This window comes from Halomicrobium sp. HM KBTZ05, from assembly GCF_041530035.1.
GTDB lineage: Archaea > Halobacteriota > Halobacteria > Halobacteriales > Haloarculaceae > Halomicrobium.
Genome location: NZ_CP168057.1, coordinates 2,770,040 through 2,782,710, shown reverse-complemented (window position 1 = coordinate 2,782,710; position 12,671 = coordinate 2,770,040). Strand labels below are relative to the sequence as shown.

12 protein-coding genes are annotated in these 12,671 nt (G+C 64.3%); 10 read left to right on the top strand and 2 right to left on the bottom strand.

The features are described from left to right. Positions 1 to 18: 18 nt before the first annotated feature. On the bottom strand, positions 19 to 1,155 hold the full coding sequence (locus ACAH01_RS14440; protein WP_372479660.1) for a hypothetical protein: 1,137 nt from the start codon (positions 1,153 to 1,155) through the stop codon (positions 19 to 21). 156 nt (positions 1,156 to 1,311) lie between these two features. Between ACAH01_RS14440 and ACAH01_RS14435 the strand changes: the two genes are divergently transcribed. Both ACAH01_RS14435 and ACAH01_RS14430 read left to right on the top strand, forming a co-directional pair. Then, entirely contained in the window at positions 1,312 to 2,547 is a 1,236-nt protein-coding gene (locus tag ACAH01_RS14435) for a hypothetical protein (protein WP_372479659.1), read from the top strand. Positions 2,548 to 2,578: 31 nt separating this feature from the next. Then, entirely contained in the window at positions 2,579 to 3,040 is a 462-nt protein-coding gene (locus tag ACAH01_RS14430) for a type IV pilin (protein WP_372479658.1), read from the top strand. 93 nt (positions 3,041 to 3,133) lie between these two features. Here ACAH01_RS14430 and ACAH01_RS14425 read toward each other — a convergent pair whose 3' ends face one another. Beyond that, entirely contained in the window at positions 3,134 to 3,754 is a 621-nt protein-coding gene (locus tag ACAH01_RS14425) for a methyltransferase domain-containing protein (protein ID WP_170093429.1), read from the bottom strand. Between the two features lie 177 nt (positions 3,755 to 3,931). On the opposite strand from ACAH01_RS14425, the gene ahaH reads away from it, so the two are divergent. The 8 genes from ahaH to ACAH01_RS14385 all read left to right on the top strand — a co-directional run bounded on the left by ahaH (position 3,932) and on the right by ACAH01_RS14385 (position 12,421). Beyond that, positions 3,932 to 4,264 (top strand): ATP synthase archaeal subunit H, encoded by a 333-nt coding sequence (ahaH, locus tag ACAH01_RS14420; protein WP_372479657.1) that lies wholly within the window; start codon positions 3,932 to 3,934, stop codon positions 4,262 to 4,264. Next, complete coding sequence (locus ACAH01_RS14415) at positions 4,251 to 6,497, top strand: V-type ATP synthase subunit I (RefSeq protein WP_170093431.1); 2,247 nt, start codon at positions 4,251 to 4,253, stop codon at positions 6,495 to 6,497. The genes ahaH and ACAH01_RS14415 overlap by 14 nt, the downstream gene beginning before the upstream one ends. A gap of 484 nt (positions 6,498 to 6,981) precedes the next feature. Continuing rightward, positions 6,982 to 7,239: a hypothetical protein gene (locus ACAH01_RS14410; protein WP_015762244.1), complete on the top strand. Its 258-nt coding sequence runs from the start codon at positions 6,982 to 6,984 to the stop codon at positions 7,237 to 7,239. 24 nt (positions 7,240 to 7,263) lie between these two features. Continuing rightward, positions 7,264 to 7,848 (top strand): V-type ATP synthase subunit E, encoded by a 585-nt coding sequence (locus tag ACAH01_RS14405; protein WP_153552409.1) that lies wholly within the window; start codon positions 7,264 to 7,266, stop codon positions 7,846 to 7,848. Beyond that, positions 7,845 to 8,921 carry a V-type ATP synthase subunit C gene (locus tag ACAH01_RS14400; RefSeq protein WP_170093432.1) on the top strand — a complete coding sequence of 359 codons (1,077 nt, stop codon included), beginning with the start codon at positions 7,845 to 7,847 and terminating at the stop codon, positions 8,919 to 8,921. The genes ACAH01_RS14405 and ACAH01_RS14400 overlap by 4 nt, the downstream gene beginning before the upstream one ends. Then, positions 8,918 to 9,241: a V-type ATP synthase subunit F gene (locus ACAH01_RS14395; RefSeq protein WP_153552411.1), complete on the top strand. Its 324-nt coding sequence runs from the start codon at positions 8,918 to 8,920 to the stop codon at positions 9,239 to 9,241. The genes ACAH01_RS14400 and ACAH01_RS14395 overlap by 4 nt, the downstream gene beginning before the upstream one ends. A 1-nt stretch (position 9,242) precedes the next feature. Beyond that, entirely contained in the window at positions 9,243 to 11,003 is a 1,761-nt protein-coding gene (locus tag ACAH01_RS14390; RefSeq protein ID WP_372479656.1) for an ATP synthase subunit A, read from the top strand. A 2-nt stretch (positions 11,004 to 11,005) separates the two neighbouring features. Next, positions 11,006 to 12,421 (top strand): V-type ATP synthase subunit B, encoded by a 1,416-nt coding sequence (locus tag ACAH01_RS14385; RefSeq protein ID WP_153552413.1) that lies wholly within the window; start codon positions 11,006 to 11,008, stop codon positions 12,419 to 12,421. Positions 12,422 to 12,671: the final 250 nt, after the last annotated feature.

The following is a 12,671-nucleotide window of genomic DNA, read 5'->3' as shown; positions in this document are numbered from 1 at the left end:
CCGGGGTTCACGACGGTCTCAGTTCTCGATGTCCGTGACGTCCTCGTCCGGGAACGAGATCAGGTTCTCGCGTCCGATTCTGAGCTTGTCGATCTGGCCGTCCTCTTCCATCGAGGAGAGCAGCTGCGAGACTTTCGCGTTCGACCAGCCGGTCTCTTTGACGATGTTCGCCTGCTTCATTCGTCCACCGTTGCGCTCTAACAGGAGTTCGACGCGTTCCTCGTCGCTGAGCAGTTCCTCGTCGATCTCTTGGTCGGGCGCGTCGTCGTTCTCCGTCGGGGCCGCTGTCGACGCACTCGCGGGTGGTTCGTCTCCGTCGTCGTCGGATTCTGTGAGGGGACCACCGTCGAAGGCGTCGCGGTCGATCACGCTGTCGTCCCGAAGCAACAGCACGTAGACCCCGGAGACGGCGACCACGGCACCCATCAGGGCGAGGCCACCCCAGAGCAGCGACAATCCGCCGTCGGGATCCTCACCGGGACCCGCTCCGGGGGAGGGCGATCCCGACGGCCCCTCTGCTCCGGGATTGTAGGCGAGTTCGAGTTCGGACTCCGTGAACGTCGTCGGCCCCTCCCAGACGATCTGTCCGTTGCGTACCTTTTTGGGGACTGTCCGAATCACGGCATCCGGCGGCAACTCGAGGATCAGCGTCTGATCCGCTTCCAGACCGGTCAGCCAGGGATCCGTGGTGTTGTACACGTCGTCGACGTACTGGGTCTCCCCTTCCGAGCGCGCGAAGTTGGTCCAGGTAAAGGACAGCGTCAGCGTCCCGTTGGTGAGGTTGCTGCTTCGTCGTACGTCGCGCAGTTCCATCGGGCGGCCGGTCGCTTCGCTCGCGGCCGTGTTCGCCCGCCGGAACGCCGACAGCCCGAGCGTGTCCGCTTCGCCCTCGGTGAACCGCTCTGCCGTCGTGTTGAAACTGTCTCGCTCCTGCTCGCTCGCGACGTCGAAGCCGCTGGCCGTGATAGAAAACGTGGCGTCACCGTCAGACTGAAGCTGTATCAGGATCGTCGTGTGGCTGGCGGTCGACGACGCTGTCGGCGGGGGCGTTTGCTGGGCGTCGACACCGCCGACCACGCCACTGGTGGCCGCAACTGGTGCCGAGAGCACCACCAGCAGGAGGGCGAAGTGGGCGGCTCGTAACCGGTGTGACATCTTCACCCCGTGACTGTGCTGCCCGGGAGGAAAACGCTTTCCATCACGGGATAAAACGTCAGCGCCGTCGTTGAAACGTCTCGCGGACTCTCGTCGGAGAACGACGGTCCCACGGAAGAGAGGGATTTTTGTGGGACGGGGGAGAAGGGCGTAACAATGCGTCCCGCCACCGTCTCGATCCTCGCCCTCCTCTTCGTCGTGCTGTCGCTGCCCGCCGTGGCTGCGGGTCCCGTCCCTGCTGGACAGGGGACAGCGGCGCAGTTCGACGATCCGTCGCCGGTGATCGTCCCGATCCAAGAGTTCGCGAACTACCTGACGATTCCGCCTGGCAACGTGACGATCTCCGATCACGGAGCCGTCAACGTCAACATCGGGACGGCAGTCGCGACCGACGCCGCGTCCCTCCGCGGACAGCATCGGACGACCGCCTTCGAAAACGAGTTCTACGACACCTCCTCGACCAGCGAGCGGTCCGAGATCATCCGCTCGGAAGTGAGCTGGGCAGAGACCAGATCCGACGAGTTGCGCGTCCGACGTGCCGGTGCCATCGAGGCGTACGCGTCCGGGACGATCTCTACCACGAAGTTCGTTCGGACGATGGCCCTGATCGACACCGAGGCGAGGCAGATCTCGGCGACGATCGGTCGGGTCAAAGACGTCGCCAGACGGTCGAGCTATTCGCTCCCGCGACAACTCGACACGCGTATCGAGAACCTCAGAGGCGAAGTCGAGGTGCTCCGCGGGCCGGTCGCCCAGCGTGCCAGCGAGGCCGTCACCGGTGACCGGAGGATCGAATCGATCTACGTCGAGAGTTCGGACTCGGGGTACACGCTCGCGATGGTCGACGGCGACTCGTACTACCGCGAGACGTATCTCGCCGACGAGCGCCGGCCCGACGCCACCGATCAGTTCCGGGAGAGCGATCTCTATCTGGTCAACGCGGCCAACCGTCGCGGCATCGAGCTGTACCCCTGGGTGACCAACGACACCTCGCCGTCCGGCCAGGCACTCGGTGAGACCGGCATCTACCGGTTCCGTGCCGAGTACACCAGCGGCGACCTCACGGCGTATCTCGACGGTGGGACCACCAACGTCTTCCGCGAACGCCAGCGCCAGTCGCTGGCGGCGATTCCAGTCACCGACACGGTGACCGAACAGGACGACTCGCTCCGGCTCCAGATCAACCGGACGTACGAAACCGGGCCGATGCACGTCCGGCTGGTCGACAGTGTGACCGGCGAGCCGGTGTCGGGTACCGTTCGGATCGACGGCGAGTACGTCGGGACGACCGGTGAGGACGGGACGCTCTGGACCGTCGAACCACGGCCCGGCGTTCCGCTGACGGTCAGCACCGACGACGGCACCGTCCTCGACGCCCGGCTGCCACCCTGACGTTCAAACCGGAACGGGCCACACCGGCCGTATGGACCGGGCCACCTCGCCGGTCGTCGGTGTCGCGCTACTGCTCGCGCTGACGGTGCTGGCCGCGACCGCGGTCGGCACCGCGGCCGTCGCTCTCGATGCCCCGACACCGGCACCGACGGCGTCGTTCTCGTTGACGGCCGACGCCGCAACCGACACGCTGGTCCTGACACACCGGGGCGGCGACACCGTCTCCGTCGAGCGACTCCGACTGGTCGTCACCGTCGGCGGGGACGAACTCGACGCCCAGCCGCCGGTGCCGTTCTTCGCCGCCGAGGGGTTTCGAGGCGGCCCCACCGGCCCGTTCAACAGCGCCGACGGCGGCACCTGGAGAGCTGGCGAACGCGGATCGTTTCGACTCGCGTCGACGAACGCACCGCTGCCGGAAGCTGGGGATACTGTCGTGGTCCGGCTCCTCGCCGGTGACACGACCGTCGGGATCGTCCGTACGACGGCGAGTTGACGGCCTGTGCAAGCGTCGTCACACCGACGCGGCGAGTCCTCACGACGGTCCCCGACCGTCTCGTACGGCTTTTCTCGATCGTTACCGGCTGTCTCACTCGGGGACGCGTGCGATCGTGGTGATGGCCTTCGGACTCCCCGGCCTGTTCTGCTGGACGAAGTGCTCGAAGTCTGTGAAACCGGCGTCTTCGAACATCCGGTCGGCCTCGTCCTCGTCGTAGAACAGCATGATCGCGTCCGCGAGCTTCTGGAAGACGCTCTGGCTCGGGTAGTCGGGGCCGACGATCAGCACCTGTCCACCGGGCTTGGTGATGCGTCGACACTCTTCGAGCGCGTCGACGGGGTTGGGCCAGTACTCGATCGATCCCGACGACCAGACCACGTCGAAGGTGTCGTCCTGGAAGGGGAGCCGTTCCGCGTCGCCGCGGTGGAACGCGACCGGACCACGCTTGCCGAACTTCGCGTACGCCTTCTCCAGTTGGTGGGCGCTCTGGTCGAGTCCGTAGACGTGTTCGGTCGCTTCGAGTAGTCCCTCCGTGGCGAAGCCGGTGCCACACCCCACGTCGAGGACGTGATCGTCCGGTTCGATGTCGAGCTTCGCGATCGCCTCGTCGCGCATCTCCTCGTTCCAGATGAATGGGTTGACACGGTCGTACACCTTCGAGAGGTACTTGTAGAACGTCCGCGCACGCGACTTGTTTTCGAGGACTCCCATTGCTCAGGCTTTGGGCTTGGCAAGCATAATTGCCCCGGATCGTCGTCGCGGTGACAGTCCATTGGGCCGGTGACGTTCGACACCCGTCGTTTTTTCACGGCGCGTCGCTCCCCACAGAACCGGGCCAACTTCGCAACTACCAAATAGCCGCTACAGCAACGTCAGGGTGATTAGAGAATGCCACGGCCAGAAGTTCTCGACCGTATCAAAGCGGCCGAACAGGACGCCGACGACATTGTCGACGAGGCCGAACAGGACCGTGAGCAACGACTCGAAGACGCTCGCGAGGAAGCCGAGCAGATCCGCGAGACGGCCCGGGAGGAGGCCCAATCGGAAGCCCAGGAGCGTCTCGGGGAGGCTCGTGCCGAAATCGAGGCCGACCGCAAGGAACTGCTCGAAGAGGGCGAGCAGGCCCGAGACGATCTCGAATCGCGCGCCCAAGAGCGCACCGAGGACGTGATCGAACACGTCACAGAACTGTTCGAGGAGGCGGTACATGCTCAGACCTGAGCGAATGAGCCGCGTCTCGGTGACCGGCTCGAAACGCGTCATGGACGACGTCATCGAGACCGTCCACGACCTGGGACTGTTGCACGTCACCGAGTACGACGGTTCGTGGGACTACTTCGAACCCGGCGACCCGGCCGAGGGGGCCGAAAACGCCTCGGAGAAGCTCGTCACGGTTCGATCGCTCAAGTCGATCCTCGACGTCGACGAGGCCGATGCCGGCCCGACGCGGCTGGTGACCGACGAGGCACTCGACGAGGAACTCGAAGAGATCCGTCAGACGGTCAACGAACTCGACGACCGACGCGACGAACTCACTGACGAACTCCGAACGATCGAAGACGAGATCCAGACGATCGACCCGTTCGTCACGCTGGGGATCGATCTGGACCTCCTCCAGGGGTACGAGAACCTGTCCGTGGTCGTCGGCGAAGGCGACATCGAGACCGTCCGGGACGCACTCGCACACAGTGACGTCGACCTCTACCAGTTCTTCCAGGAAGACGACGTCATCGCGGTGGCCGCACGCACGGACGAGGACACACTGCAGGATGCCCTCGTCAGCGCGACGTTCACCGAGCTGACCGTCCCCGACAGCGAGGCGGACCCCGAGTCCTACCGCGAGGAACTCCAGCACCGCAAACAGCAACTCGAATCGAAGCTCACGACCGTCGAGGACGAACTCGAAGACCTGCGCCTCGACGTCGCCGGCTTCCTGCTCGCGGCCGAGGAGAAGCTAGCGATCGACGTCCAAAAGAGCGAGGCACCGCTGACGTTCGCGACGACGGAACACGCCTTCGTCGCCGAGGGGTGGATCCCCTCGGATCGGTACGCGGACCTCGCGGAAGCACTGACCGACGCCGTCGGCGAGGCGATCGAGGTAGACGAACTCGAACGCGCAGACTACAGCGACGAGGGTCATCCGGAGTCCACCGAGACGGTCGAGACCGACGACTCCGGCGGCTCGGGCGGTGCGTCGACCGGCGAGACCGTCGAAGCGTCGGCCAGCGACGAGACCGAGAGTCAGGAGGTCGCCGCCGACGGCGGGCTCGTGACGATGGGCGACAGCCGCCCGCCGGTCATCCAGGACAATCCCGGCGTCGTCAAGCCCTTCGAGGCGCTGGTCGAGATCATCAACCGACCCCAGTACGACGAACTCGATCCGACGGTCGTCTTCTTCCTCACGTTCCCGGCGTTCTTCGGGTTCATGATCGGTGACCTCGGCTACGGGGTCCTCTACATGGGACTTGGCTACTGGCTGTTGAAGTCCTTCGACAACGACGTGGTCAAGAGCCTTGGCGGTGTCGGCCTGCTGTCTGGCCTGTTTACCGCCATCTTCGGCGTGTTGTACGGTGAACTGTTCGGTCTCCACCAGCTCGGAGATATCCTCTGGAACGGTCATCCGCCGATCCACAAGGGGCTCCAGCCACACTACCTGGCGTACGGACAGGCCTGGCTCCTCGTCAGCGTCATCGCTGGCGTGCTCCACCTCGTCGTGGGCCGGATCTTCGACTTCTACAACAACCTCGATCACGGCCTCGGTGAGGCGATCATGGAGAGTGGCTCGTGGATCCTCTTCACCGTCGGCCTCTGGCTGTGGGTGTTCACCCGGACCGCCATGGGACCGAAGCCCGCGTTCATGTTCGAGGTGTTCGGGAGCGGTGACGGCGCGGCGCTGCCGATCGGCTTCACCGGTTTCCCCGTTCTGGAGCTGTTCCGGTTCACGGTCCCCGGCGTCGGCTTCACGATGGTCGTCGGCGTCGCGCTGGCCATGACGATCGTCGGACTCGTCATGGTCATCGCCGCCGAAGGCGGGATCGGTCTCATCGAGTCGATCACCCAGGGCTTCGGGCACGTCGTCTCTTACACCCGGATCGCTGCGGTGCTGCTGGCCAAGGCCGGGATGGCACTGGCCGTCAACCTGCTCGTGTTCGGCGCGACCCTGCACGGTGGTGAGTTCCACCTGATCTGGTTCATGTCCGAGGAGCCGGTCGCCGACGACGTCGTCTTCCAGGGACTGCTGAACCTCGACGGGTCGATGGCGATCGTCGGCCTCCTGTTCGGGATCGTCCTCCTGGTACTCGGGCACCTGCTGGTGCTCGTGCTCGGGATCACCTCTGCCGGCCTCCAGGCCGTCCGTCTCGAATACGTCGAGTTCTTCGGCAAGTTCTTCGAGGGCGGCGGCAAGGCCTACGAGCCGTTCGGGTACGATCGCGAGTTCACGACCGAGGACTGACATCCTCCCGGCCGTTTTTCGGGACGTAATCGATTTTTCGAGGTCTGAACCGAACGATGTCCCGTGTCGAGCGAACGCGATAGCGACCGGTACGGTGTCGTCGTCTGACACGCTATGCCGGCGACAGTCGGGGTGCGCGCCGTCGGACCTCAGCGGCGTTCCGAGAATGTCTGTTGGCCAATGAGTTTCCCACGGCGCTTACAAAGCAGACAAATATCCGCACGTTCTGTGGATGATCGTTTATTTAAAATCCGATCTACGGTTCGCACAGTCACTTCTCCACACAGCGCTGCGTCGCGGGTCGTCCGTCCCAACTAATTTCACCCGCTCCACAACCGAGTACTTGCTAGGCGTTCACGTCCCAAGGACCCAGCCGAGACGGCCCAAACCAGCCGAGCAGGGCCGTGACCATCTGTTTTGGGAAGCTTTATGACTCCGGTATGGTCATATGCGCTTGTCCGGAACCAACTACAGGATTCCAACAATGTCATCCGCACTACTCCAAGCGTTTGTCGGTAGTACCGCTGCTGCACCTGCAATCCCACCGCTGGCCGCCGCCGCGCTGGCCGTCGGACTCGCCGCAATCGGTGCAGGCTACGCGGAACGTGGAATCGGTGCCGCCGCAGTCGGTGCGATCGCGGAGGACGACTCCATGTTCGGTCGTGGCCTGATTCTGACAGTGCTCCCGGAGACCATCGTCATTCTGGCACTGGTCGTCGTGTTCCTCACGCTGGGACAGTAGACTCCACCCCTTTCAAACCCATTTATGAGTCTTGAAACAGTCGCAGAGGACATCCGAGACGAGGCCCGCGCGCGTGCAGAGGAGATTCGTAGCGACGCCGACGAGCGCGCCGAAGAGATCATCGAGGCGGCCGAGGCCGACGCCGACGAGATCCGCGACGAGCGACAGGCCGAGGTCGAACGCGAAATCGAGCAGGAGCGAGAGCAGAAACTCTCCAGTGCGAAACTGGAGGCAAAGCAGGAGCGACTCGAGGCTCGCCGCGACGTACTCCAATCGGTCCGCGACAGCGTCGAAGCGGAGATCGCCTCCCTCGAGGGCGATCGCCGAGAAGAGCTGACGCGGACGCTGCTGGACGCTGCCACGGCGGAGTTCGACGACGACGCCAGTGTGCAAGTGTACGGGCGAGCCGACGACGCCGACCTGCTGGAGTCGATCCTCGCCGACTACGACGGCTACGAGCTGGCCGGCGAGTACGACTGCCTGGGCGGGGTCGTCGTCGAGAGCGAGAGCTCGCGTATCAGCGTGAACAACACGTTCGACTCCGTTCTCGACGACGTCTGGGAGAACAATCTGCGAGACATCAGTTCACGGCTCTTCGAGGAGCAATGACCGTACGCTTCGAAGAACAGAACTGGGAAAGCGCAAACTACGAGTACGTCATCACGCGTGTCCGCTCTCGTCGAGCGAAGCTGTTCGACGACGACGACTACCGGAAGCTCGTCCGCATGGGTCCATCCGAGATCTCCCGGTTCATGGAGGAGACGGAGTACGAGACCGAGATGAACGCCCTGGGAGCGCGATACAGCGGCGTCGACCTCGTCGAGTACGCGCTGAACCGGAACCTCGCCAAGCACTTCGAGGATCTGCTGCGCTGGTCGGACGGACGACTGTACGACTACGTCGCCCGCTACCTCCGGAAATTCGACGTGTGGAACGTCAAGACGATCGTCCGGGGGCTGTACTCCGAAGCCGACGCCAGCGAGGTCGAGGACGACCTGATTCGTGCCGGCGAACTGTCCGAACAGCTGCTCGACCAGCTGGTCGCCGCCGGTTCGATCGAGGAGGTCGTCGAACTCCTCGACGGCACGATCTTCGGCGACGACCTCGCCGAGGCGTACCAGGACTACGAGGACAGCGGCGTGCTCGTCCCGCTCGAGAACGCGCTCGACCGGGCGTTCTACGACGTGTTGCTCTCTGGGCTGCCCACGCAGCCGGAAGTCGACTCGCCGACTGGCCTGTACGTCTCCTTTCTCACGGCCGAGATCGACTTCCGGAACCTCCGGAACGCCCTTCGACTCGCTCGCAGCGGGGCGGAGATCGATCCGGCCGAGTACCACATCGAGGGCGGTCGCCTGTTCGACGCCGACGAGATCGGCGCACTCGCCACGAGCACCGACCAGCTCGTCCAGCGAGTTCGTGAGAGCACGTACGGCGACGACCTCGACGCGGCACTCGACACGCTCGAAGCGGCCGACAGCCTCATCGAGTTCGAGCACGCCCTCGACGCGGCACTGCTCGAGTACTCCGACCAGCTGTCGAACCGCTACCCGCTGTCGGTCTGTCCGGTCCTGTCATATATCCTCGCCAAGGAGCGCGAGGTCGACAACATCCGAGCGATCGCTCGGGGCCGCGAGGCCGGACTCGACAGCGACGAGATCGAACAGGAGCTGGTGATACTATGAGTCAGGAGATCGGTGTCATCGGCAGTCCCGACTTCACGACGGGGTTCCGGCTGGCCGGCGTACGGAAGTTCGCCGACGTGCCGGACGCGGACAAAGACGAGGAACTCGACGCTGCCGTCGAGGAGATGCTCGACGACGAGGAGATCGGGATCATCGTGATGCACGACGACGACCTTGCACATCTCTCGCGCGGGGTGCGCAAGGACGCCGAGACGAGCGTCGAACCAGTGATGGTGACACTCGGCGGCGGCACCGGCAGTGGTGGCCTGCGCGACCAGATCAAACGCGCGATCGGAATCGACCTGATGGAGGAAGACTAATATGAGTCAAGCGACAGAATCCGACGTCCGTGAAGACGGCGTCATCGACAGCGTCTCGGGGCCAGTCGTCACGGCGACCGGCCTCGACGCCCGGATGAACGACGTGGTGTACGTCGGTTCGGAAGGGCTGATGGGCGAAGTGATCGAGATCGAAGGCGACATCACCACGATCCAGGTGTACGAGGAGACCTCCGACGTCTCTCCGGGCGAACCGGTCGAAGGGACCGGTTCCCCGCTGTCCGTCGACCTGGGTCCGGGGATGCTGGACGCGATCTACGACGGCGTCCAGCGCCCGCTGGACGTTCTCGAAGAGAAGATGGGGTCGCCCTACCTCGACCGCGGCGTCGACGCTCCCGGCATCGACTTAGAGAAGACCTGGGAGTTCGAGCCCGAAGTCGAGGCTGGAGACGAAGTTTCCAGCGGCGACATCGTCGGGACCGTCCCCGAGACGCCCAGTATCGACCACAAAGTGATGGTGCCGCCCGACTCCGACGGCGGCGAAGTCGTCGCCGCCGAGTCGGGTAACTTCACCGTCGAGGAACCGGTCGTCGAACTCGACACCGGCGAAGAGATCCAGATGCGCCAGGAGTGGCCGGTGCGCCAGCAGCGCCCCTCCGAGGAGAAGCAGACGCCGACCACGCCACTGATCTCCGGCCAGCGAGTGCTCGACGGTCTGTTCCCCATCGCGAAGGGTGGGACGGCCGCGATTCCCGGCCCGTTCGGCTCGGGAAAGACGGTCACCCAGCACCAGCTCGCCAAGTGGGCCGACGCGGACATCGTCGTCTACGTCGGCTGTGGCGAGCGTGGCAACGAGATGACCGAAGTGATCGAGGACTTCCCCGAACTGGAGGACCCGACCACCGGCAACGCGCTGATGGACCGGACCTGCCTCATCGCGAACACCTCGAACATGCCGGTCGCAGCCCGCGAATCCTGTGTCTACACGGGAATCACGATCGCGGAGTACTTCCGTGACATGGGCTACGACGTGGCACTGATGGCCGACTCCACCTCTCGGTGGGCCGAGGCCATGCGGGAGATTTCCTCCCGACTCGAAGAGATGCCCGGCGAAGAGGGGTACCCGGCGTACCTCGCCGCGCGCCTCTCGGAGTTCTACGAGCGGGCCGGCTACTTCGAGAACATCAACGGCTCCGAAGGGTCGGTCTCCGTCATCGGGGCGGTCTCGCCGCCGGGCGGGGACTTCTCCGAGCCGGTCACCCAGAACACGCTGCGTATCGTCAAGACGTTCTGGGCGCTGGACGCAGACCTGGCGGAACGTCGCCACTTCCCGTCGATCAACTGGAACGAGTCGTACTCCCTGTATCGCGACCAGCTCGACCCGTGGTTCGTCGAGAACGTCCGCGACGACTGGCCGGAGAAGCGCCAGTGGGGTATCGACACCCTCGACGAGGAAGCGGAACTCCAGGAGATCGTCCAGCTCGTCGGGAAGGACGCGCTGCCGGAAGACCAGCAGCTCACGCTGGAAGTCGCACGCTACCTGCGTGAGGCGTGGCTCCAGCAGAACGCGTTCCACCCGACGGACACCTACTGTGAGCCCGAGAAGACCTACCGTATCCTCGACGCCATCAAGACCTACAACGACGAGGCGTTCGACGCGCTCGACGCCGGGGTCCCGGTCGAGGAGCTGACGGACCTCGAGGCCGTCCCGCGGCTCAACCGGATCGGTGTCCAGGAGGACTACAACGAGTACATCGACGAACTCGAAGCGGACATCGAGAGCGAAATTCAGGAGCTGTACTAACGATGAAGAAAGAATACGAGACAATCACGGAGATCAGCGGCCCGCTGGTGTTCGCGGAAGTCGACGAGCCAGTCGGTTACGACGAAATCGTCGAGATCGACACCGGCGACGGCGACGTTCGCCGCGGCCAGGTGCTGGAATCGACGAGCGACTACGTCGCGATCCAGGTCTTCGAGGGAACGACGGGGATCGACCGCAATTCCTCCGTGCGCTTCCTCGGCGAGACGATGAAGATGAAGCTCACCGAGGACCTGCTGGGGCGTGTCCTCAGTGGTTCCGGTGACCCGATCGACGGTGGCCCCGAGATCGAACCGGACGAGCGACGTGACATCGTCGGCAAGGCGATCAACCCCTACTCTCGGGAGTACCCCGAGGAGTTCATCCAGACTGGCGTCTCCGGTATCGACGGGATGAACACGCTCGTTCGCGGTCAGAAACTGCCGATCTTCTCGGCGTCGGGACTGCCCCACAACGACCTGGCACTCCAGATCGCCCGTCAGGCGAGCGTCCCGGAAGAGGAGGAGGGCGACGACGACGAGGGCTCGGAGTTCGCAGTGATCTTCGGCGCGATGGGGATCACCCAGGAAGAGGCAAACGAGTTCATGGACGACTTCGAGCGCACCGGCGCACTCGAACGCTCCGTCGTCTTCATGAACCTCGCAGACGACCCCGCCGTCGAGCGGACGCTCACCCCGCGGCTCGCACTGACGACCGCGGAGTACCTCGCTTTCGACAAGGGGTATCACGTGCTCGTGATCCTCACGGACATGACCAACTACTGTGAGGCACTGCGCGAGATCGGTGCCGCACGAGAAGAGGTCCCGGGTCGCCGTGGCTACCCCGGATACATGTACACCGACCTGGCACAGCTCTACGAGCGCGCCGGTCGGATCGAGGGTCGGGAGGGCTCTGTCACCCAGATTCCGATCCTCACGATGCCGGGCGACGACGACACGCACCCGATCCCGGACCTGACCGGCTACATCACCGAGGGCCAGATCTACATCGATCGGGACCTCAACAGCCAGGGGATCGAACCGCCGATCAACGTCCTGCCGAGCCTCTCGCGGCTGATGGACGACGGGATCGGCGAGGGACTGACCCGCGCCGACCACGCCGACGTGAAAGACCAGATCTTCGCAGCCTACGCGGAAGGTGAGGACCTGCGCGACCTCGTCAACATCGTCGGCCGCGAGGCGCTGTCGGACCTGGACAACAAGTACCTCGACTTCGCCGACCGGTTCGAGACGGAGTTCGTCGACCAGGGGATCGACACCGATCGCTCCATCGACGAGACGCTCGAACTCGGCTGGGACCTCCTCTCGATGCTGCCCAAGGACGCACTCAACCGTATCGACGAGGACCTGATCGAGGAACACTACCGCGAAGACGAGACCCAGGAAGTCACCGCGGACTGACGCCTCGTTTCCGTCCATTTTTCCCAGTCGTGATCGGATCGCCAGCGGCCGCACTTTCTCGACGCGACCGCCTCGACACGAGCGGGTGTCGAGCAATCGTCTCGACCGAGCCGACGAGTCCCCTCGCCGTCTGGTGGTTTCCCTTTCGGCAGGTTTTGCCGAGCCGGCGAAGCTGCTCTACGTGGTGTCTGTGTCTGGTTCGCGTCTCCTCGACGGGGTTCGACACGCGTACCAATCCCTGTTGGCATGG

Coding starts and splice junctions, on each gene's coding strand:
- ACAH01_RS14400 (WP_170093432.1), top strand. CDS start 7,845: ATGACCGTACGCTTCGAAGAACAGAACTGGGAAAGCGCAAACTACGAG.
- ACAH01_RS14410 (WP_015762244.1), top strand. CDS start 6,982: ATGTCATCCGCACTACTCCAAGCGTTTGTCGGTAGTACCGCTGCTGCA.
- ACAH01_RS14435 (WP_372479659.1), top strand. CDS start 1,312: ATGCGTCCCGCCACCGTCTCGATCCTCGCCCTCCTCTTCGTCGTGCTG.
- ACAH01_RS14425 (WP_170093429.1), bottom strand. CDS start 3,754: ATGGGAGTCCTCGAAAACAAGTCGCGTGCGCGGACGTTCTACAAGTAC.
- ACAH01_RS14415 (WP_170093431.1), top strand. CDS start 4,251: ATGCTCAGACCTGAGCGAATGAGCCGCGTCTCGGTGACCGGCTCGAAA.
- ahaH (WP_372479657.1), top strand. CDS start 3,932: ATGCCACGGCCAGAAGTTCTCGACCGTATCAAAGCGGCCGAACAGGAC.
- ACAH01_RS14385 (WP_153552413.1), top strand. CDS start 11,006: ATGAAGAAAGAATACGAGACAATCACGGAGATCAGCGGCCCGCTGGTG.
- ACAH01_RS14440 (WP_372479660.1), bottom strand. CDS start 1,155: ATGTCACACCGGTTACGAGCCGCCCACTTCGCCCTCCTGCTGGTGGTG.
- ACAH01_RS14390 (WP_372479656.1), top strand. CDS start 9,243: ATGAGTCAAGCGACAGAATCCGACGTCCGTGAAGACGGCGTCATCGAC.
- ACAH01_RS14395 (WP_153552411.1), top strand. CDS start 8,918: ATGAGTCAGGAGATCGGTGTCATCGGCAGTCCCGACTTCACGACGGGG.
- ACAH01_RS14405 (WP_153552409.1), top strand. CDS start 7,264: ATGAGTCTTGAAACAGTCGCAGAGGACATCCGAGACGAGGCCCGCGCG.
- ACAH01_RS14430 (WP_372479658.1), top strand. CDS start 2,579: ATGGACCGGGCCACCTCGCCGGTCGTCGGTGTCGCGCTACTGCTCGCG.